The 20,698-nt window shown below is 34.4% G+C and carries 21 protein-coding genes; 15 read left to right on the top strand and 6 right to left on the bottom strand.

The window, feature by feature from the left end; all coding sequences use genetic code 11:
• Positions 1 to 8 precede the first annotated feature (8 nt).
• Positions 9 to 686, bottom strand: coding sequence for a succinate dehydrogenase cytochrome b subunit (locus AC0UBM_RS06975; RefSeq protein WP_414035635.1), 678 nt, complete (start codon positions 684 to 686; stop codon positions 9 to 11).
• Positions 687 to 1,062: 376 nt separating this feature from the next.
• Between AC0UBM_RS06975 and AC0UBM_RS06970 the strand changes: the two genes are divergently transcribed.
• A complete protein-coding gene (locus tag AC0UBM_RS06970; RefSeq protein WP_475688150.1) occupies positions 1,063 to 2,355 on the top strand; it encodes an aminopeptidase P family protein in 1,293 nt (430 codons plus the stop codon).
• 98 nt (positions 2,356 to 2,453) lie between these two features.
• Positions 2,454 to 3,020 carry a hypothetical protein gene (locus AC0UBM_RS06965; protein WP_475688149.1) on the top strand — a complete coding sequence of 189 codons (567 nt, stop codon included), beginning with the start codon at positions 2,454 to 2,456 and terminating at the stop codon, positions 3,018 to 3,020.
• A 99-nt stretch (positions 3,021 to 3,119) separates the two neighbouring features.
• On the opposite strand, the gene AC0UBM_RS06960 is transcribed toward AC0UBM_RS06965, so the two are convergent.
• Positions 3,120 to 3,566 carry a GNAT family N-acetyltransferase gene (locus AC0UBM_RS06960; protein WP_475688148.1) on the bottom strand — a complete coding sequence of 149 codons (447 nt, stop codon included), beginning with the start codon at positions 3,564 to 3,566 and terminating at the stop codon, positions 3,120 to 3,122.
• 21 nt (positions 3,567 to 3,587) lie between these two features.
• Positions 3,588 to 4,910, bottom strand: a complete 1,323-nt coding sequence (locus tag AC0UBM_RS06955) for an aspartate kinase (protein ID WP_475688147.1) — start codon at positions 4,908 to 4,910, stop codon at positions 3,588 to 3,590.
• 102 nt (positions 4,911 to 5,012) lie between these two features.
• Here AC0UBM_RS06955 and AC0UBM_RS06950 point away from each other — a divergent pair, with 102 nt between their 5' ends.
• Positions 5,013 to 5,669, top strand: coding sequence for a hypothetical protein (locus AC0UBM_RS06950; RefSeq protein ID WP_414035640.1), 657 nt, complete (start codon positions 5,013 to 5,015; stop codon positions 5,667 to 5,669).
• Positions 5,670 to 5,948: 279 nt separating this feature from the next.
• Here AC0UBM_RS06950 and AC0UBM_RS06945 read toward each other — a convergent pair whose 3' ends face one another.
• Entirely contained in the window at positions 5,949 to 7,625 is a 1,677-nt protein-coding gene (locus AC0UBM_RS06945) for an FAD-dependent oxidoreductase (protein WP_475688146.1), read from the bottom strand.
• A 179-nt stretch (positions 7,626 to 7,804) separates the two neighbouring features.
• On the opposite strand from AC0UBM_RS06945, the gene AC0UBM_RS06940 reads away from it, so the two are divergent.
• Positions 7,805 to 8,578, top strand: a complete 774-nt coding sequence (locus AC0UBM_RS06940) for an alpha/beta fold hydrolase (RefSeq protein WP_414035642.1) — start codon at positions 7,805 to 7,807, stop codon at positions 8,576 to 8,578.
• A gap of 155 nt (positions 8,579 to 8,733) precedes the next feature.
• On the opposite strand, the gene thiL is transcribed toward AC0UBM_RS06940, so the two are convergent.
• Positions 8,734 to 9,783: a thiamine-phosphate kinase gene (thiL, locus tag AC0UBM_RS06935; RefSeq protein WP_475688145.1), complete on the bottom strand. Its 1,050-nt coding sequence runs from the start codon at positions 9,781 to 9,783 to the stop codon at positions 8,734 to 8,736.
• A gap of 597 nt (positions 9,784 to 10,380) precedes the next feature.
• On the opposite strand from thiL, the gene AC0UBM_RS06930 reads away from it, so the two are divergent.
• The 11 genes from AC0UBM_RS06930 (at position 10,381) to AC0UBM_RS06880 (ending at position 19,224) form a co-directional block, all read left to right on the top strand.
• Positions 10,381 to 10,710 (top strand): HesB/IscA family protein, encoded by a 330-nt coding sequence (locus tag AC0UBM_RS06930; protein WP_414035644.1) that lies wholly within the window; start codon positions 10,381 to 10,383, stop codon positions 10,708 to 10,710.
• Between the two features lie 112 nt (positions 10,711 to 10,822).
• Entirely contained in the window at positions 10,823 to 12,271 is a 1,449-nt protein-coding gene (gene sufB / locus AC0UBM_RS06925; protein WP_475688144.1) for a Fe-S cluster assembly protein SufB, read from the top strand.
• 20 nt (positions 12,272 to 12,291) lie between these two features.
• Positions 12,292 to 12,693, top strand: coding sequence for a hypothetical protein (locus AC0UBM_RS06920; RefSeq protein ID WP_434037403.1), 402 nt, complete (start codon positions 12,292 to 12,294; stop codon positions 12,691 to 12,693).
• 11 nt (positions 12,694 to 12,704) lie between these two features.
• Positions 12,705 to 13,457, top strand: a complete 753-nt coding sequence (gene sufC, locus AC0UBM_RS06915; protein ID WP_414035647.1) for a Fe-S cluster assembly ATPase SufC — start codon at positions 12,705 to 12,707, stop codon at positions 13,455 to 13,457.
• 331 nt (positions 13,458 to 13,788) lie between these two features.
• A complete protein-coding gene (gene sufD, locus AC0UBM_RS06910) occupies positions 13,789 to 15,102 on the top strand; it encodes a Fe-S cluster assembly protein SufD (protein ID WP_434037401.1) in 1,314 nt (437 codons plus the stop codon).
• 96 nt (positions 15,103 to 15,198) lie between these two features.
• Complete coding sequence (locus AC0UBM_RS06905; protein WP_475688143.1) at positions 15,199 to 16,413, top strand: aminotransferase class V-fold PLP-dependent enzyme; 1,215 nt, start codon at positions 15,199 to 15,201, stop codon at positions 16,411 to 16,413.
• 48 nt (positions 16,414 to 16,461) lie between these two features.
• Positions 16,462 to 16,935: a hypothetical protein gene (locus AC0UBM_RS06900; protein WP_414035650.1), complete on the top strand. Its 474-nt coding sequence runs from the start codon at positions 16,462 to 16,464 to the stop codon at positions 16,933 to 16,935.
• Positions 16,936 to 16,973: 38 nt separating this feature from the next.
• Positions 16,974 to 17,396 (top strand): SufE family protein, encoded by a 423-nt coding sequence (locus AC0UBM_RS06895; protein WP_414035651.1) that lies wholly within the window; start codon positions 16,974 to 16,976, stop codon positions 17,394 to 17,396.
• 1 nt (position 17,397) lies between these two features.
• Positions 17,398 to 17,721, top strand: a complete 324-nt coding sequence (locus AC0UBM_RS06890; protein ID WP_414035652.1) for a DUF59 domain-containing protein — start codon at positions 17,398 to 17,400, stop codon at positions 17,719 to 17,721.
• Positions 17,722 to 17,725: 4 nt separating this feature from the next.
• Positions 17,726 to 18,232 carry a DUF2480 family protein gene (locus AC0UBM_RS06885; RefSeq protein ID WP_434037398.1) on the top strand — a complete coding sequence of 169 codons (507 nt, stop codon included), beginning with the start codon at positions 17,726 to 17,728 and terminating at the stop codon, positions 18,230 to 18,232.
• Between the two features lie 68 nt (positions 18,233 to 18,300).
• Positions 18,301 to 19,224 (top strand): DUF3078 domain-containing protein, encoded by a 924-nt coding sequence (locus AC0UBM_RS06880; protein WP_434037397.1) that lies wholly within the window; start codon positions 18,301 to 18,303, stop codon positions 19,222 to 19,224.
• A 243-nt stretch (positions 19,225 to 19,467) separates the two neighbouring features.
• Here the strand turns inward: AC0UBM_RS06880 and hflX are convergent, their stop codons facing one another.
• On the bottom strand, positions 19,468 to 20,694 hold the full coding sequence (hflX, locus tag AC0UBM_RS06875; protein ID WP_414035659.1) for a GTPase HflX: 1,227 nt from the start codon (positions 20,692 to 20,694) through the stop codon (positions 19,468 to 19,470).
• Positions 20,695 to 20,698 lie beyond the last annotated feature (4 nt).

Genomic DNA, 20,698 nt, shown 5'->3' with positions numbered 1-20,698 from the left:
ATTTAAGATTAATGGTTAAAAAAATGATAAAGTGCAATAAAGATAAACCCTAAAGGGATTATTATTGAGTATGCTTTACCTATAGTTTGCAATGTCTTTTTTCTTCCGGCTGTTCCTCCCATAGATTGGAACGCAGATGTGAAACCGTGTAATAAGTGTAATGCTAAAAACACGAAGGCTATAACATAAGCTCCTACACGAATAGGATTTGCAAATTTATGAACTAATTCTTCGTAATAACGGAAACCTTCTACACCTTCCATGGTACCAGACCAATCGCCATTAATAAACTTTGTATTAATTTCTGGAAACCAAAAATCGATAAAATGTAAGATGATGAATGCTAAAATAGCAACACCACTCCAAATCATATTTCTACTCATCCAAGTAGAATTTGCTGCACCGTTGTTTTGTGCATACTTTACACCATTTGCTTTTCTGTTTCTAATTTCTAATACAAACCCCATTACAAAGTGAAATACAACTCCAAATATTAAAACCGGCTGTAACGCAAATTGAATTAAAGGATTTGTTCCCATAAAATGGGATACTTCGTTAAAAAGCTCAGGACTAAATACCGATAAAATGTTGATGGCAAAATGCTGAAGCAAGAAAAACATAAGAAAGAAGGCTGAAAGCGCCATAGCAACTTTTCTTCCTATTGATGAATTTAAAAATCCGCTCATTTTTTTATAATTAGTTTTATTCCCAACAAATTTAAACTAGAATAGTTTTATAGGCAAAAACTCGGACCTTTTAATTTATATTTAGAACGATTTTAAAGAACTCTATAACTTACTACAAAACAGCGAGTTACAAGGACGTAAAAAAGAAGTCAAACGTTGACGCAAAAACTTTTAAGGTTCTGCTTTTAAAGTTCGTCTAATTTTAACTTAAAACAGCAGTTTTAGTAAATACGTAGACAACACCTACACACAATTACGTAGTAATACTAAATGTAGTCTTAAACTAAAACCTTTAACATCATTTTAAGTAATCTATTTATACCAACACCTATTATATATGTAATTTTGAGAAATCATCATTTTAAACTTATTTCACATGAAATATCATCACATAAATTCAGACTTATTCATTCAGAATAGAGCAAATTTTAAAGCTCAAATGAAACCGAAAAGCTTGGCTGTTTTTAATTCCAACGACGTTTACCCTATTGGCGCAGATAGCGCGTTACCATTTCAACAAGATCGCAATATTTTTTACTTAAGCGGTGTAGACCAAGAAAGCAGTATTTTAGTTTTATTTCCAGATTGCCCAAATCCAAAGCATCGAGAAATATTATTCTTAACAGAAACCAACGAACATATAGCTGTTTGGGAAGGCGCCAAATTAGATAAAGATGCTGCATTTAAAACTTCAGGAATTAAAACGGTGTATTGGTTACAAGATTTCGAACGTGTTTTTAAAGAAATCATGACACAGTGTGAAACGGTTTACGTGAACACCAACGAACATTATAGAGCCAATGTAGAAACAGAAACTCGCGAAGACCGTTTTAACAAGTGGCTACGAGAGCAATATCCAGCGCACAGTGTTGCAAAAAGCAATCCGATTTTGCAACGTTTACGCTCCGTAAAAAATCAAATAGAAATTGATTTAATTCAGCAAGCTTGCGATATTACCGAAAAAGGCTTCCGTCGTATTTTAGAGTTCGTAAAGCCAGGCGTTATGGAATACAATATTGAAGCTGAATTTATGCACGAATTTTTAAATAATCGCTCTAAAGGGTTTGCATATACACCAATAGTAGCTTCTGGAAATAATGCCAACGTATTACACTATATTGAAAACAATCAAGAATGTAAAGCTGGCGATTTAATATTGTTAGATGTTGGCGCAGAGTATGCAAATTACTCGTCGGACATGTCTAGAACAATTCCGGTATCAGGAAAATTTACAGACAGACAAAAACAAGTATACAACGCTATTAATCGCGTAAAAAACGAAGCGACAAAAATGCTAGTCCCTGGAACAATTTGGGCAGATTACCATGTTGAAGTCGGAAAACTTATGACCTCGGAATTATTAGGACTAGGTTTACTAGACAAAGCCGATGTACAAAACGAAAATCCGGACTGGCCAGCATACAAAAAATACTTCATGCACGGCACGTCTCATAATATGGGATTAGATACGCACGATTATGGTATTTTAACCGAGCCTATGCAAGCCAACATGGTGTTTACCGTAGAGCCAGGACTTTATATTCCTGAAGAAGGTTTCGGAATTAGAATTGAAGACGATGTCGTAATTCAAGAAAACGGAGAACCATTTAATTTAATGCACAACATTCCAATTGAAGCAGACGAAATTGAAGACTTGATGAACAAGTAACATGTAATTGTCCTTATATATTTTTAAAAAAGCAGAACTCTACATGGAGTTCTGCTTTTTTTTATGATATTTGATTCGTTTATACGCAGCCAACTATTATGAAAAACCATCTATTGACGTTCTCTTTTTTAATCATTTCAATAATTGCAAACGCCCAGACCACAAGTGTCGAAAAATCTATTTACGGCATACAAACAGGATTTCTGGGACTTTATGGCTATAATGAAACCCGACTAACAAACAGCATTGCTTTACGCAGTGAAATTGGTCTTGACGCTGGAGTTTGGGGTAATGACATTAACGATATAGACGGCTTTTTACTTACACCTGGAATTACCGTAGAACCACGCTGGTATTACAATTTAAAGAAACGCACCAAAAAAGGTAGACACACTGCAAATAATACAGGAAATTTTGTATCCATTAAAACAAGTTATCACCCGGATTGGTTTACGATTTCGGACGCAGACCATATAAATTTTATAGGAGACATATTAATTATTCCGACTTGGGGAATCCGCAGACATATTGGGAATCATTTTAATTACGAAGCAGGTATTGGCCTAGGCTACGGTCGCTACTTAGTCAATAAAGACGACTATTATTACGGCGATAAAAATGTAGTTGCCGCCAACCTTCATTTACGTATTGGCTACTCCTTTTAAATAATATAAATTCATAAAAAAAACGGAACCCCACTAAAGGTTCCGTTTTTACCTAATTATAATTAATCTGAACAGTTAATAAATTGTCGTAATAGGTTTTTAGCAATTATTCCACTCGTAATAATTGGAATCTTCGTTTAATTTAAAGCCCGTTTTTGGATATAATTTATTTCCAACTATATTCGATTTACTCGTCTCCAAAAACATGCCACAAGCATGAGTTTCCCTAACTAAATTTTTAGCAGTTTCAATTAATTTTACAGACACGCCTTTCCCTCTAAAATCGGGAGTCACAAACAAATCGTTTAAGAGCCACAGCTTCTCCATTCTTGTAGAAGAAAACAATGGATACAACTGCACGAAACCTACTAATTGACCCTTTTCATTTTCTGCAACAAAAATTTCAGAATCTCTATGTTTTAGTCTTTCAGAGAGAAACGTTACAGCACTTTTTACATCGGTTTCTTTGCTATAAAAAACGCGATATGAATCAAATAATACGGCAACAGACTTCAGATCATTTTCAACAGCGTTTCTATACGTCATTTTCTTATTGTTAATTTACATTTAAGCCAATGCCGTTTCAAATACGTAACGGTGTAATTTCTGAAGTGTTTCCGTTTTATCGCTAGTATTTATTAAGAGCGAAATGTTATTATTACTTCCGCCGTAAGAGATCATTCTAATGTTTATATCTTGTAAAATTTGAAATAATTTATGTGTGTCTGGGTGATGCACAATATTGTTTCCTACCACACAAACAATCGTTCTATGCGTATCTACCTCTACTTTAGAAAACTCTTCTAATTCTGCTACAATATCTTTTAAATATGTAGGATCGTCTATGGTTAAAGACACAGCTATTTCGGAAGTCGTAATCATATCGATTGACGTATGATATTTCTCAAAAATCTCGAATACTTTTTTCAAGAAACCAGACGCTTGAAGCATTCTAGCCGACTTGATTTTTATGGCTGTAATACCATCGATAGCAGCAATAGCTTTTATACCTTCACCTTCGGCAGAATCATCAATTAATGTTCCATGCGCAGCAGGCTCCATGGTATTTTTTATACGCACAGGTATTTTTAAATCACGTACCGGCATAACTGTTTGCGGATGTAAAATTTTTGCTCCAAAATACGCCAATTCAGCAGCCTCATCGAATGATAAATGCGAGATAGCATCGGTGTCGTGTACAAATCTTGGATCGTTATTATGGAATCCATCAATATCGGTCCAAATCTGAACTTCTTCAGCACCAACAGCAGCACCAATAATACTTGCAGTAAAATCACTACCTCCACGTTCTAAATTAGAAACCTGCCCATCGGCATCTAAACAAACAAAACCTTGCGTAATAAAAATTTCAGTATCTAAATTATCGTTTAAAACACGCTCTAAATTCTGTTTTATGTAAAACGAATCTGGTTCTTGTAATCGATCTGTTCGCATAAAGTCGAAAGCCGAAATTAAAGTTGCTTTTATACCGTCTTGCTGTAAAAAACGACTAAACATAAACGTAGATAACAATTCACCTTTAGACACAATTATTTTATACAATAACTTGTTTGTGGGTTGCGTGGTTAAATCTCTTAACTCACTAAAAACACCATCTATATATTGTAAAGATTCATCTATAAATTCTTGTTTCGAAAACAAATCGTTCACAACCACCACATAATTCTGATATAAGGTTTCAACAAGCGATAAAGCCTCTTCAGATTTTCCTTCAGTAATGGTTTTCGATATTTCAACTAAAGCATTTGTAGTTCCCGACATCGCCGACAACACGACAACTTTTCTACCACCTTCTGATACGATACTTTTTACGTTGGTCATGTTTTTTACCGACCCTACAGAAGTTCCTCCAAATTTTAATACAAGCATAATTTTTAGTTTTAAAGGTTCAAATGTAATTAGAGTTAAACGAATTAAAATAAAAATGAAAAATTTGTTCTAAATTTGTACAAATTGTTAAATAATTAACAAATGAGAACTATAGCCTCTTGTGTAGAAGAAATTTTATTAGCGCAACCTTTTTTAGAGGAAGCCATTTCTAGAAACATTGTAAATTACTCTGCTTTAGCCAACGAGTTGGTAGAGCCTATTACAGAAATGCTCAGAAAACCGGTAAAATCTGGTGCAATTATGATGGCTTTACGCCGTTATTCGCCACCCAAAGATTTAGGAAATTCGGTACGCTTAAAACGTGTATTAAATAGCTTAGGAGATATTACGGTACGTTCTAATTTATCTAACTACACCTTTAAAAACTCCAAAACGTTATTTGAAAGTCACGCCAAAGTCATCCAAAAAATCGGAGATAAATCGAATATTTTCTACGCGTTTACCCGTGGAATTCACGAAAGCAATATTGTTATTTCCAGCTCAGAACAACACCACATTGACACTTTGTTTTCTAATGAGGACCAAATAGGACTTCAGAATCACCTTTCAGCAATAAGCATAAATCTGCCTGCAGACAACACTAAAATTGCTGGTTTATACTATCAGATTTTTAAACGATTGGCTTGGGAAGGAATCACCCTTTACGAAGTGGTTTCAACTACAAACGAGTTTACCGTTTTAGTGGAAGAAGGCTATGTAAACAAAGCGTTCTCTGCCATTAAACGCTTACACAGTTAGTAGTTAGTAGTTAGTAGTTAAGTTGAGACACTTTAGTGGGCAAACCAATACTATTTACAAAAAACGTTGCTTCTAAACTATTTAAAAGCAACGTTTTTTTATTCTATAAAAAGGAATTTAGCTAACGATTATCAATAACTTTTTTAAATACGATACATTGCTAAACGTCAACCTAAACTTGTTTAAAGGCCTCGCAATTCACTCTTTTACAATGTTTTATATGATGCTAAAATAAATTCTGCATGACGTATTTATTTAGACTAATCAATAACCAAAGTATTATAAGTTTGGATATTCAATTTTATCGCTATACATCTCCCAAATTTTATAACCACCTCCTATATTAAGAATATCGGTAACACCGTTATGTCTAAGAATGGACTCTGCCAAATATCCGCGTAATCCTTTCTGACAGAACACTATTACTTTTTTCTCCTGAACAAGAACACTATCAATATGTTGTCTTAACGTATCTAACGGATAATTAACAGCCCCAGGAATGGTTCCTTTTTTATATTCGTTCTCATTTCTAACATCTAATAACAGGTAGTCTTCTTTAGCTGAACTTTCCATAAAGCGATCTAATGCTTCAACCGAAATCTGATTACTTTTATTATTTAAAATATTTTCAATCACAAAACCCGCTACAACAACGGGATCTTTGGCAGGTGAAAAAGGTGGTGCATAAGCCAAATCTAATCGCGGTAAATCGGTTACTTTTAATTTAGCATAAATCGCCGTGCTTAAAACATCTACCCGTTTATCTACGCCATATTCTCCAAACAGCTCCGCTCCCAAAATCTCGTCTGTTTGCGGACTGTAATACAATTCTATAATTAAATCTTTAGGATTTGGATAATAACTAGGCGTTGAACCCGCAACTACTAAAACAGATTTAAAATCGATTCCCTTTTTATTTAAAGCAGTAGCATTCATCCCTGTTCTTGCCAAAGTATAATCAAACACCTTAACAATAGCTGTTTTATAAGCGCCCTTAAAAGTTATATTTCCTGCTGTGGCATTTGAACCCGCCGCACGTCCTGCTTTATTAGAATGCGTGCCTAGAGGAAAATAATCGTCTTCGTTGGTTTGTAAATTTCTAATTGAAATATTATCTCCTGCCGCAAACACATCTTTAATGGACGTTTCCATAAACTCATTTACTTTTAAAGCACCATTTCCAATAGCCTCTGCACCTTCATCTAAAAGTAATTGTGTATTGGGTTTAATTCCGGCACTTAAGATTACAAAATCTGTTGAAATACGCTTACCATCACTTGTAATCACCGCTAAAATTTTTCCGTTTTTATCGATGTCAAATTTAGACACAAAGTTTTCTGACAACACCTCTATCCCTTTTGAAACTAGAACCGCCTCTCCAAACTTTGCGAATTTTTCTTCCCACATATTTAAAACAAACGGAGATCCTTCAATAAGCGTGACATCTTTCCCTGCCTCTTTTAAATTTTCGGCAACCTCAACACCAATTAATCCACCTCCAACTACTGTGATATGCTTAGAAACACTGGTCAGTCCTTCATTTGTAATTTTATCGAAATCGACCATAGAGCGACACGTAGACCAACCCTGAGCTAATTTTATGTTATCGATTGGTGGCACCACAGAACTCGCCCCCGTCGCAAACACCAAAGTATCGTATCGATAGCCATCGATTTTAGAGTAAACAATTTTTTCTTTGGTATTTATCCTTATAATTTCTTCATTTAAACGGACATCAATATTAAATCGCGTTTTAAGCAAAGCTGGCTTTACAACAAGTAAATTTTCTCTACTTTCTATTACTCCAGAAAAAGCATACGGCATACCACAAGTGGCATAACTTATATTTGCGCCTTTCTCGAATAAAATAATTTCTGCTTGTTCGTTTTCTCTTCTCGCTTTGGCCGCTGCAGATGGTCCTGCCGATAACCCTCCAATTACTATAATTCTTTTCATTGTACCTCTTAGTTTCTATACAAATTTGGACCAAACTTTTTTAACAAAGTGTAACGTATGTCACACAAGCGATTTCGTAATCCAATAATACCTAAATACGCTTTAAAAGACGACCTCCTTTATATTATTACACGATAATTAACCTATGATTATTATCTTTGTTTTAACATTTATTAATTATGATTTTACAACATAAAGGTTCTCCTATTTATTTTAGCGACGAAGGCAAGGGTACTGCAATTATTCTACTTCATGGTTTTTTAGAAAACAGTAGCATGTGGAAACGCATAGCTCCCGTTTTAGCTAAGAAAAATAGAGTTATTTGTATTGATTTATTAGGCCATGGAGAAACGGCCTGCATTGGCTACATACACACAATGGATATGATGGCCGATGCTGTACAGACTGTTTTAAATCATTTAAAAATTAGGCGATACCATATTGTAGGGCACTCCATGGGTGGCTATGTCGCTTTAGTGTTAGCCGAACGCTTACCAGACAATATAAAAGGTTTGGTTTTACTAAATTCGCATGCTAAGCCCGACCAAGAAGATCGTGTTAAATTAAGAAATCGAGCCATTCAGGCCGCAAAGACAAATTATAGCACTGTGGTTAGTATGTCTGTATCCAATTTGTTTAGACCAGAAAACACTAAGAAATTTGCCAAGGACATACAGTGGATTAAAGATGAAGCCTTAAACACTCCCATCCAAGGCTATATCGCAGCTCAAGAAGGGATGAAAATAAGAAATGATCTAGAGGTTTTATTACACTTTTCACCATACAGAAAAATGATTATCTATGGTAAGAACGATCCGGTAATGGACCCCGAAATTATCTTACAACAAACAGCAAACACAGAAGTAAAATTAGTAGAGTTAAGTGGTGGACATATGAGTCATATTGAAAACGAAGACGACATGCTACACGAACTACTAAATTTTATCGAGTAAAGTAAAAACTCATTTAGTCCGTTTATTTTAGTCATAATCAGCTATTTTTTACAACGAAAAGACTAGCCAACACTCACAAATCAAGGCAAAAAAAAGCTCAGAAAATAACACTTTATACGGTGTAAATCTTCTGAGCTGTTAGGTTTTAAATATAATTATTTACCGTCTAAAGCATTCCAACCTTGTGCTACTAAAGGAATTTTAGTTTCTGCTCGTGTCACCAAATGCATTCCTGCATTTTCTTCAGTCATAAATCCAATTACCGTTAAATTTGGATTGGCTTTAATTTTAGGAAAATCTTCTTGAGATATAGTAAATAACAATTCGTAATCTTCACCACCGCTTAAGGCTATTGTAGTTCCATCGATATCAAACTCTTCACAAGTACTAATAAATTGCGGATCTAAAGGAATTTTGTTTTCATATAAATCGCATCCCACTTTACTTTGTTTACACAAATGAATAATTTCTGAAGATAGTCCGTCGCTAATATCAATCATAGATGTTGGCTTAACCTCTAAATCTTTCAGTAATTTTATAATATCCTGTCTTGCTTCAGGTTTTAACTGACGCTCGATGATATACGTATACGGTTCTAAATCTGGCTGGCTATTTGGATTGACCTTAAACACTTCCTTTTCGCGTTCTAAAACCTGAAGTCCCATATACGCGCTCCCAATATCACCTGTAACAACTAATAAATCGTTTGGTTTTGCACCATTTCTATACACCACATCGTCTTTAGACACTGTCCCTAAAGCAGTAACCGAAATTAGCAAACCTGTAGTAGATGAGGTTGTGTCTCCCCCAACAACATCTACGCCATATGTTTTAGCCGCCGTTTCAATTCCAGCATATAATTCTTCAATGGCTTCTAAAGGAAAACGGTTAGACATCGCGATAGACACTGTGATTTGTGTTGCATTTGCATTCATAGCAAACACATCAGATAAATTTACAATTACAGCCTTGTAACCCAAATGTTTTAAAGGCATATAGCTCAAATCAAAATGCACGCCTTCAACTAACAAATCTGTTGTAATTACAACTTGCTGATCTTTAAAATCTAAAACAGCAGCATCGTCTCCAATACCCTTTATTGTAGTTTCTTGTTTTATTTCGAAATGCTTAGTCAGATGATCGATAAGTCCGAATTCACCTAACTGACTTAATTCTGTACGTTGTTGATTTTTATCTTCTATCATACTGCAAAAATAAGAAGCTTATTTTTAATTATTACTAAAGCAGGCACTGATTTTGCAATTAGCATTCCGAAATAGTAAACAACTTGAAAAGTTAAAATATTAAGAATACTTAAAAACTTCCTGCAAACAAACTATGACAAAAATCATATTTTTAAAACAGGTAATCAACATTGGGCCCGCAGCGCTTCAAAAAAGCCCTTTTTATTATTGAATCAAAAGCACACAAATAGGTTTTAAATTTAAAATAGACCGGATTCATTTCACAACATCACAAGACACCGTAACGCAGTAAAAAAGCGCATAAAAACCGGCCACAATTTTAAAATAATCGAAAAAATAACAATACTACAACGTTAAATATGAACCATTTAAAGCACTTCCTTTTGTAAAAAAAACAAATCGTATTAAAAACAATAAAATAGTCTCAAAAAATCTCATTTTAACGTTCTAAATTAAACATATCGTAAACAATTTAAGTTTTCAAAAACAATAGTCAAAATCAATCTAACTATTAGTTAATATAATGTAAGGTTACATGGAAATAACCTACTTAAATTGTATATTCGCAATCTCTTTAGAATTAATCTAATTTAATTTATGATAAAAGTATCTGAAACAGCCAAAAAGAAAGTCATTGAACTTATGACCGACGATGGGTATAACGCCACTACCGACTACGTGCGTGTGGGTGTAAAAAGTGGTGGTTGTTCTGGTCTGTCATACGATTTAAAATTTGACAAGGAACAACAAGAAGACGACAAGGTCTTCGAAGACAATGGTGTAAAAATTATTGTTGATAAAAAAAGCTTTTTGTACTTAATTGGAACCACTCTGGAATATTCAGGAGGTTTAAATGGTGCAGGCTTCGTGTTTAACAACCCTAACGCAAATAGAACTTGCGGATGCGGGGAAAGTTTTTCACTTTAAAATTTTTTAAAAATTAAAGTTGAAAGTAATCGAAGTTATAAAGTTAAATCACGGCTTTTACAAAACCCAAATTCAACTTTATAACTTTACACTTTAAAACATTATACTAAATATGAGTAAGTATACAGAGGATGACTTAAGGGAAGAATTAAAAACCAAGGAATACGAATATGGTTTTTATACTGATATGGAATCAGACACTTTCCCTATAGGTCTAAATGAAGATATTGTGAGAGCTATTTCCCTTAAAAAAGGGGAGCCAGAATGGATGACAGATTGGAGATTGGAAGCTTTCCGTGTATGGCAAGATATGGAAGAACCAAATTGGGCAAACGTAAATTATGTAAAACCAGATTTTCAATCTATTGCATATTACTCTGCTCCAAAATCGGTAGACCCAAATAAAACATTAGACGATGTAGATCCAGATTTACTAGCCATGTATAAGAAGCTAGGAATTTCTGTAGACGAGCAGAAAAAAATGAATAATGTGGCTATGGATATTGTTGTAGATTCTGTTTCGGTAGCAACTACATTCAAAAAAACACTTTCTGAAAAGGGGATTATTTTTATGTCCATTTCAGAAGCTATCAAGGAACATCCAGAGTTAGTTAGAAAATATTTAGGAACTATTGTCCCTCAAAAAGACAACTATTATGCGGCCTTAAATTCTGCTGTATTTAGTGATGGGTCTTTCTGCTACATTCCTAAAGGTGTTCGTTGTCCGATGGAATTATCTACATATTTCAGAATCAATCAAGGAGGAACTGGTCAATTCGAACGTACACTTTTAGTTGCAGACGAAGGAAGTTATGTTAGTTACCTAGAAGGTTGTACTGCGCCAAGTCGTGATGAGAATCAATTACACGCTGCCGTTGTAGAGCTTATTGCTATGGACAACGCAGAAATAAAATATTCTACAGTACAAAACTGGTTCCCAGGAAATGCTGAAGGAAAAGGAGGGGTTTACAATTTTGTGACTAAACGTGGACTGTGTGAGAAAAATGCTAAAATCTCATGGACACAGGTAGAAACAGGATCTGCTGTAACATGGAAATACCCAAGTTGTATTTTAAAAGGTGATAATTCTGTCGGAGAATTTTACTCGATAGCAGTTACTAATAATTACCAACAAGCCGATACCGGAACAAAAATGATTCATTTAGGAAAAAACACTAAATCGACCATTATTAGTAAAGGTATTTCTGCAGGTAAATCTCAAAACTCTTATAGAGGTTTAGTGCAAATTAGCCCACGAGCAGAAAATGCCCGTAACTTCTCGCAATGCGACAGTTTGTTAATGGGTAACGAGTGTGGTGCACATACATTCCCATACATTGAAGCTAAAAATAAAACCGCACAAATCGAACACGAAGCGACTACAAGTAAAATTGGTGAAGACCAGATTTTCTATTGTAACCAACGTGGTATCGATACTGAAAAAGCAATTGCTTTAATTGTAAACGGATTTAGTAAAGATGTATTAAAACAATTACCAATGGAATTTGCTGTTGAAGCTCAAAAATTATTGGAAATTAGTTTAGAAGGATCTGTAGGATAATCTTTTATAATCGCCTTAAAATGAAAAAAACACTCGTATTATTACTTTGCCTTTCGCTTTTTGTTAGTTGTAAGAATGAATCTAAAACAACTACAGAAACCATTTCTCAATCAGAAAGTAAGAACGCTCAAGTATTAAAAGGAGAATTTGTGTATTTCGCAGATGCCGCTATTTTACAAACCAAAGAAGAGGTTTACGGCATTATTATAAACGATAAAATGCACGAATTAGACAATCAAGCTAAAGCGTATAAAAAGGAAAGTACAGATATGGTGCCCGTAGAAATTAAAGGCATTGTGAAACCAAAAACAGAAGGAGAAGAAGGCTGGCCATTTCAAATAGAAATCACTGAAATTGTTAAAGTGAGTCCTCCCCTAGCGCAAGACGCGACTACAATAAAAATTAAGAACACGAATAACTAAGATACAGAGTAATGTTAAAGATTAATAATTTACACGCAAGCGTAGAAGGTAAAGCGATTTTAAAAGGAATTAACTTAGAAGTTAAACCTGGAGAAGTTCATGCTATTATGGGACCAAACGGTTCTGGTAAAAGTACATTATCTTCAGTTATCGCAGGAAAAGAAGAGTATGAAGTAACCGATGGTGAGATTTATTTTGACGAAGAAAATATTGAAGAATTATCGGCAGAAGAACGCGCACACAAAGGCATCTTTTTATCGTTCCAATATCCTGTTGAAATTCCTGGTGTTTCGGTTACAAATTTCATAAAAACTGCAATTAACGAAACGCGTAAAGCAAAAGGATTAGAAGATATGCCTGCTAAAGACATGTTAAAGTTAATTCGTGAAAAATCTGAATTGTTAGAAATCGATAGAAAATTTTTATCACGTTCTCTTAATCAAGGGTTTTCTGGAGGAGAAAAGAAACGTAATGAAATTTTCCAAATGGCTATGTTAGAGCCTAAATTAGCAATCCTTGACGAAACAGATTCTGGTTTAGATATCGATGCCTTACGTATTGTCTCTAATGGTGTTAATAAATTAAAAAGCAAGGATAATGCAGTTGTAGTTATTACGCATTACCAACGTTTATTAGATTATATCGTTCCTGATTTTGTACACGTTTTACTAGACGGAAAGATTGTAAAATCTGGTGGTAAAGAACTTGCACACGAATTAGAAGAAAAAGGTTACGACTGGATTAAAGAAGAAGTAAAAGGGTAATTAACGGATTGCAGTTATAATTACCGTTTAAAGACCAAGTAAAAATATCTTCAGATTCCATTGCGAATACCGTAGCCCAAAGATTTGAAACCAATATATTACGTTTTAATCAAAAGGCAAAAAAGAAGAAACTAGGTCTTAATTATATAGAGTTTTGATTCAGAATGTATTTTCAGAAGAGGAATTCGAAACATTAGTTTCAAAATATGAATTTAAGCAAGCAATTAGTAACTTGATTTCATATTTGAACAAAAAAGATTTTAAAGGAAGCAAGTTTAAATAAGGCCAAAAGTGAACCACTTGAAACCTTAAACTTGAAACTATTAAGAAAATGGATTTAAAAGAAAAATTAGTGTCTTCGTTTATGGCATTCGAAAATAAAGTCGATGTCGATACACCTGTACATGCTATACGTAACGAGGCCTTCAAAATATTTGAAACTACCGGATTTCCTTCAAAAAAGGACGAAAACTGGAAATACACCTCGTTAAACAGTGTTTTAAAACAAGATTATAGCGTATTCCCTAAGCATGAAAATGCAATAGAATTTCGCGATGTTAAATCGTACTTAATACACGAAATCGACACGTATAAAATCATCTTTATCGACGGAAAATATTCGTCACATTTATCGCAAACTACGCACGATGGTATAGATGTTTGTTTAATGTCTTCGGCTTTAAATAAACCAAAATACCGCTTAGTTATAGAGAATTACTTTAATAAAGTCGCAGAAAAAGGTGGATTAACCTCTTTAAATACGGCGTTCTCTAACGAAGGTGCTTACATACACATTCCTAAAAATAAATTGGTAAATAAACCAATTCAAATTATACACTTTTCAACAGGTTCGGAAGAAGCAGTGATGCATCAACCAAGAAACTTAATTGTTGTAGATGAGAATAGTCATGTACAAATAATCGAGCGTCACCAGAGTTTGAATGAGAATCCTGTTTTAACAAATTCGGTAACCGAAATTTTCGCCAACAAACGCGCTATTGTAGATTATTATAAACTACAAAACGACAAAGAAAATGCATCGTTAATAGATAATACTTACGTAAACCAAAAGCAAGAAAGTCATGTTTCTGTTCATACCTTCTCTTTCGGAGGAAAATTAACTCGAAACAATTTGCACTTCTATCAAAATGGAGAACGTATAGATTCTACACTTAACGGGATTACTATTATTGGTAATAAACAGCACGTAGACCACAACACTTTGGTACACCATATAGAACCAAATTGCGAAAGTCACCAAGATTACAAAGGTATTTTTAACGACAGTAGTACCGGAGTCTTTAACGGAAAAGTGGTGGTAGATAAAGAAGCGCAAAAAACTAATGCCTTCCAATCTAACAATAATATATTACTAAGCGACAAAGCGACCATTAACAGTAAACCTCAGTTAGAGATTTTTGCAGACGATGTAAAATGTTCTCACGGTTGTACTATCGGTCAGCTAGACGAAAGTGCTATGTTTTACTTACGTTCTCGTGGAATTCCTCAGAAAGAAGCTAAAGCATTACTTATGTACGCCTTTAGTAATAACGTCTTGGATTCTGTAAAAATACCTGAAGTTAAATCTCGTATTAATAAAATTATAGCAGAGAAACTAGGTGTAAATCTAGGATTCGATCTTTAAAATTAGAAGCTAATTCCAGCTTTCGGCAGTCGCTTTTTTCTCGTGCCTCGAAAAAGAGCTCCAACAACTGCCTCTATCTGGGCTAAACCATCGATTATGTTTAACGTAGAACACATAAGACAAGACTTCCCGATACTTCACAGACAAGTAAACGGTAAACCTTTAGTGTATTTAGATAATGCTGCAACATCGCAAACACCACAAGCTGTTATCGATGCCATTGTAGATTACTATAGCAACTACAATGCAAACATACATCGTGGGGTACACTCGTTAAGCCAAGAAGCAACAGATGCTTACGAGGAAGCACGAATAAAAATTCAGCACCATTTTAATGCCAAGTTTTCTCACGAAATTATATTTACGTCAGGAACAACACATGGCATTAATTTAGTGGCAAACGGATTTTCGTCACTATTAAAAAAAGGAGACGAGATTATTGTTTCGGCTTTAGAACACCACAGTAATATTGTGCCTTGGCAAATGTTATGCGAACGTTCTGGAGCAACGCTTAAAGTAATTCCTATGAATTTAGAAGGCGAGTTAATCATGTCCGAATACGACAAACTCCTTTCAGCTCATACTAAGTTGGTATTTGTAAATCATATTTCGAATGCTTTAGGAACTATAAATCCTATTAAGTATATAATTAACGAAGCACATAAAGTTGGTGCGGCCGTTTTAATAGATGGCGCGCAATCTTGCCCTCATATTAAACCTGATGTTCAGGCTTTGGATGTAGATTTTTACGTGACCTCTGCCCACAAAATGTGTGGCCCAACTGGGGAAGGTATGCTTTACGGAAAAGAAGATTGGCTTAACAAACTTCCGCCTTATCAAGGTGGTGGCGAGATGATAGACCAAGTTACTTTCGAAAAAACAACCTATGCTGGATTACCTCATAAATTTGAAGCCGGAACACCTAATATCTGTGGAGGAATCGCTTTTGGTGCCGCTATAGATTATATGAATGGTATTGGTTTCGATGCCATTGCAGACTACGAACACGAACTGTTAGAGTATGCCACTGCTAAACTTTCGGAAATTGAAGGCTTAAAAATTTACGGGACATCTAAACAAAAAACGTCTGTAGTTTCATTTAATTTAGAAGGTATTCATCCTTACGATGTGGGTACCATTTTAGATAAATTAGGAATAGCCGTAAGAACAGGGCATCACTGTGCACAACCTATCATGGATTTCTATAAAATACCAGGAACGGTTAGAGCTTCATTCGCATTTTATAATACTAAAGAAGAAGTCGATGCTTTGGTAACTGGTGTTAAAAAAGCTAAAATGATGCTATCTTAAATTTACATTGCATTCTTTTTTGTAATTTTCTAGTATAAATTTCTAGTTATGAAATATATCACGCTCTTAGTAAGTATTATATTATGTAGTGCATGCGGATTAACTAAAAACAATTCGGAACCAGTACAAACTAATGTAAATTCATCTATAATGCATACCGATCAAAACGATGTGCTAATGGAATACACAGCCATTACTAGAGGATTATTTCTTAAAATTAGAATAGAAAATCAAGAGATACTTGTTAAAAAGGAACAATTTGGTCCTGACAAGATTAGAGATATTTCAGATACCGAATGGGACATTCTCATGCAGAAACTAGAAGCTGTAAACTTAAATACACTATCTAGTTTAGAAGCCCCTTCAATGAAACGCGCTTATGATGGTGCCGCGGCTGCAAGATTAGAAATTACTGAAGCCGATTTAAAATATAGCACCTCAGAATTTGACCACAATAATCCGAATACTAAAATTAAACCTTTAGTAGATTACATTTTATCTCTAGCCAAAACCGTTGAATAACAATTTTACAATTTGTAATTTTGATAAAAATAGAACACGTGACGATACAAGACATACAAAACGAAATAATAGACGAATTCTCAATGTTTGAAGATTGGGAAGAACGTTACCAATATATGATTGATTTAGGGAAGTCTTTACCTCTTATAGACGATCAATTTAAAAACGACGATAACTTAATTAGAGGATGCCAAAGCAAGGTTTGGGTGCATGCCGAAATGAAAGACAATAAAGTAGAGTTTACTGCCGATAGCGATGCTATTATCACAAAAGGTATAGTGGCTATTTTAATCCGTGCGTTTTCAAATCAGCACCCTAAAGATATCTTAGATGCTAACACCGATTTTATAGATGAAATTGGTTTAAAGGAACATTTATCGCCAACTCGTGCAAATGGTTTGGTGAGTATGGTAAAACAACTAAAAATGTATGCTATTGCATACCAAACACAACTAAATTAAAATGAGTAAAGAAATAGATACAGCCGAATTAGGCGAAAAAATAGTAAAGGTTTTAAAGTCGATTTTCGACCCAGAAATACCTGTAGATATTTATGAGTTAGGATTAATTTACGACGTCTTTGTAAATGAAGATGCCGAAGTAAAAATTCTAATGACATTAACAACACCTAACTGTCCTGTTGCCGAAACATTACCTTTAGAAGTAGAAGAAAAGGTAAAATCTATAGACATGATAAAGGATGCTGAAGTAGAAATTACTTTCGATCCGCCATGGAGTCAAGAATTAATGAGCGAGGAAGCAAAGCTAGAATTAGGAATGCTTTAATTATATGGCAGAAGACATTATAAATAGAGTAGCCAATAGCAAACTTAAAGTTTTAGACCTTGAAGATTATTATCCTTCTGGATCTAGAATTTTATTAGATATAAAAGATTGGCTTGCTGAAGGTCTAGTACTTCGTGAACTAGATTTTAGAGCACACGTTGCGTCTCATAATTGGGAACAATACCAAAACACCTATGTGGCTTTAACCTGTAGTACAGATGCTATTGTACCTGCATGGGCTTATATGCTAATTACATTAGAGCTTGAACCTTATGCCGAAAAAGTGAATTTAGGAACCTTAAACGAATTGGAAACTTCGATTTATCAAGATATTATAAACGATTTAGATGTTTCAGAATTTAAAGACGCCCCAGTTATAATAAAAGGGTGTGCTAAAAAGCCTGTTCCAGAAAGTGCTTATGTTATGATTAGTAATAAAATAAGACCTATTGCGCGCTCTATTATGTTTGGAGAAGCATGCTCGAGTGTACCCCTTTATAAAAGAAAGTAAAATTTAACTTCTTTATTAATTCACATATTTTATTTTTGCACCATAAACATTATTATAATAACAATATTATGAAAAGAATTTTTACAATCTGCTTCCTGTTGGTTGCTACAGCTTCATTCGCTCAAACAAAAGAGGAATTAAAAAGTATACAGAGTGCTAAAAAAGATTCTATAAGTGCGCTTCAATCAGAAGTGAAAGCGCTTCAAACTCAAATTGATAAATATCCAGGATGGCATTACGGTGCTTTTGGTACTATAGGTGCTAACTTATCTGAGTTTAGCAATTGGTACGCACAAGGATCTCCTAACAACTCTGCAGGTAATATTACTATAACTGTTAATCCTTATGCTAAATTAAACAGAGAAACTTTTTTCTGGTATACTACAGCCAATGTAAATTTAAGCTGGGTAAAGTTTGACGATAAGGACGATCCAAACGATGATGACGATTACAGACAAGCAACAGACATCTTTACGTTAACCTCGCTATATGGTTATAAGTTTAGTGAAAAATTAGCGGCTTCTGCTTTAGTAGAATACAGAACAACGTTATTAAACAACTTTAATGATCCAGGTTACCTAGATCTTGGGGTTGGGGTTACATGGACACCAGTTTCAAGTTTAATCGTGGTTATTCATCCTTTAAACTACAACTTCGTGTTTAGTGATGATGATGTGATTTTCGATTCTTCTTTAGGAGCAAAACTTGTTGCAGATTATTCTAAATCTTTCGGAAAGTTAAACGTAAAGTCTAATTTATCTATGTTCCAATCTTATAAAAGCTCTGACTTATCTAACTGGACATGGACTAATGCATTAGGTTACGAACTTTGGAGAGGAATTGGTCTTGGTTTCGAATTTGGTTTAAGAGACAACAAACAAGAAGCTCTTAATTATGCTATTAATACTCAAGGTAACACTGGAGAAACATTTGATAGTGTAGATAACGACTTACAAACATATTGGACATTTGGTTTAAGCTACGCGTTCTAAACCATCAAAATATTTAATTTTAAAAAGGCTTCAATATAAATTGAAGCCTTTTTTATTCCCTATGTTTTCGGAGTGTATCTACATACATTTCGAAATGCAATCCATTTTACATTGCTCTCTTTTACAGATTTAGTTACAAATGGATTAATTCTTATTACCATATTTGTTTACGCTAAAGACGTTTCTAAATAAGCTGTAAGCTATTATAAGGCATAAAAAAATGCGCCTAAGCGCATTTTTATTTTATTCTTCCTCACTTAAATCGAGATCGTCATAATCAGGGTATAGAAAGTGATTGTAAGGAAAACGTGTGATGTGAATCTCACGAACCTCATCGTAAACGCGTTTTCTAAAATCTTCTAAATTTTCCTTGTTTAATGCAGAAATAAATAAGGCGTTTTCACCTAATTTATTCATCCATGTGCGTTTCCATTCTTCTAACGAATAATTCGCTTTTGTACGTACTTCTTGTAAGTCGGTTTCGTCAAATGGTTCTGCTTCATAGGCATCAATTTTATTAAATACCATAATAACCGGTTTGTCTCCACCTTCAATTTCCCCTAATATTTTTTCTACTGAAGCGATATGATCTTCAAAATTAGGATGAGAAATATCTACAATGTGCAATAATAAATCGGCTTCACGAACTTCATCCAAAGTACTCTTAAAAGAGTCTACCAATTGCGTTGGTAACTTTCTAATAAACCCAACCGTATCACTTAATAAGAATGGTAAATTATGAACCACTACTTTTCTAACCGTAGTATCTAGCGTCGCGAATAATTTGTTTTCGGCAAATACTTCACTTTTGCTAATAACATTCATTAAAGTCGATTTTCCAACATTGGTATATCCCACTAAAGCTACACGAACCATAGCACCACGATTACCGCGTTGTACAGACATTTGCTTGTCTATCGTTTTTATTTTCTCCTTTAATAAAGCAATACGTTCTCTTACAATACGTCTATCTGTTTCAATTTCGGTTTCCCCAGGTCCACGCATTCCAATTCCCCCTTTTTGGCGTTCAAGGTGTGTCCACATTCCTCTTAATCGAGGTAATAAATATTCGCACTGTGCCAATTCCACCTGCGTTCTCGCATAACTGGTTTGTGCACGTTGTGCAAAGATGTCTAAAATTAAATTGGTCCGATCTAAGACTTTACAATTTAAAATCTTACTTATATTTCGCTCTTGAGCAGACGATAATTCGTCATCAAAAATAGCAGTACCGATATCATTATCCTCAATAAATTGTTGAACGTCTGCCATTTTTCCTGTCCCTATAAAGGTTTTAGGATTTGGCCGTTCCATTTTTTGAGTAAATCGTTTTATCACCTCACCTCCAGCGGTAAAAGTTAAAAACTCCAATTCGTCTAAATATTCTTTAGATTTCTCTTCGTCTTGCTCTTTAGTGACAACACCTATTAAAACTGCACGTTCTAAGTTTATATCCTTTTTTTCTAGCATAAAT

The sequence above is a fragment of the Formosa sp. F44 genome (genome assembly GCF_056238645.1).
Note: the sequence above shows the minus strand (reverse complement) of the source record. Positions and strands in the feature narration are given on the sequence as shown.

Bases quoted from the DNA above. Each gene is read 5' to 3' on its own strand.
- AC0UBM_RS06885 (WP_434037398.1), top strand. From the start codon at position 17,726: ATGGCAGAAGACATTATAAATAGAGTAGCCAATAGCAAACTTAAAGTT.
- AC0UBM_RS06940 (WP_414035642.1), top strand. From the start codon at position 7,805: ATGATTTTACAACATAAAGGTTCTCCTATTTATTTTAGCGACGAAGGC.
- AC0UBM_RS06975 (WP_414035635.1), bottom strand. From the start codon at position 686: ATGAGCGGATTTTTAAATTCATCAATAGGAAGAAAAGTTGCTATGGCG.
- AC0UBM_RS06905 (WP_475688143.1), top strand. From the start codon at position 15,199: ATGTTTAACGTAGAACACATAAGACAAGACTTCCCGATACTTCACAGA.
- AC0UBM_RS06890 (WP_414035652.1), top strand. From the start codon at position 17,398: ATGAGTAAAGAAATAGATACAGCCGAATTAGGCGAAAAAATAGTAAAG.
- AC0UBM_RS06945 (WP_475688146.1), bottom strand. From the start codon at position 7,625: ATGAAAAGAATTATAGTAATTGGAGGGTTATCGGCAGGACCATCTGCA.
- sufC (WP_414035647.1), top strand. From the start codon at position 12,705: ATGTTAAAGATTAATAATTTACACGCAAGCGTAGAAGGTAAAGCGATT.
- AC0UBM_RS06880 (WP_434037397.1), top strand. From the start codon at position 18,301: ATGAAAAGAATTTTTACAATCTGCTTCCTGTTGGTTGCTACAGCTTCA.
- sufD (WP_434037401.1), top strand. From the start codon at position 13,789: ATGGATTTAAAAGAAAAATTAGTGTCTTCGTTTATGGCATTCGAAAAT.
- thiL (WP_475688145.1), bottom strand. From the start codon at position 9,783: ATGATAGAAGATAAAAATCAACAACGTACAGAATTAAGTCAGTTAGGT.
- AC0UBM_RS06930 (WP_414035644.1), top strand. From the start codon at position 10,381: ATGATAAAAGTATCTGAAACAGCCAAAAAGAAAGTCATTGAACTTATG.
- AC0UBM_RS06960 (WP_475688148.1), bottom strand. From the start codon at position 3,566: ATGACGTATAGAAACGCTGTTGAAAATGATCTGAAGTCTGTTGCCGTA.
- AC0UBM_RS06900 (WP_414035650.1), top strand. From the start codon at position 16,462: ATGAAATATATCACGCTCTTAGTAAGTATTATATTATGTAGTGCATGC.
- AC0UBM_RS06970 (WP_475688150.1), top strand. From the start codon at position 1,063: ATGAAATATCATCACATAAATTCAGACTTATTCATTCAGAATAGAGCA.
- AC0UBM_RS06920 (WP_434037403.1), top strand. From the start codon at position 12,292: ATGAAAAAAACACTCGTATTATTACTTTGCCTTTCGCTTTTTGTTAGT.
- sufB (WP_475688144.1), top strand. From the start codon at position 10,823: ATGAGTAAGTATACAGAGGATGACTTAAGGGAAGAATTAAAAACCAAG.
- hflX (WP_414035659.1), bottom strand. From the start codon at position 20,694: ATGCTAGAAAAAAAGGATATAAACTTAGAACGTGCAGTTTTAATAGGT.
- AC0UBM_RS06965 (WP_475688149.1), top strand. From the start codon at position 2,454: ATGAAAAACCATCTATTGACGTTCTCTTTTTTAATCATTTCAATAATT.
- AC0UBM_RS06955 (WP_475688147.1), bottom strand. From the start codon at position 4,910: ATGCTTGTATTAAAATTTGGAGGAACTTCTGTAGGGTCGGTAAAAAAC.
- AC0UBM_RS06950 (WP_414035640.1), top strand. From the start codon at position 5,013: ATGAGAACTATAGCCTCTTGTGTAGAAGAAATTTTATTAGCGCAACCT.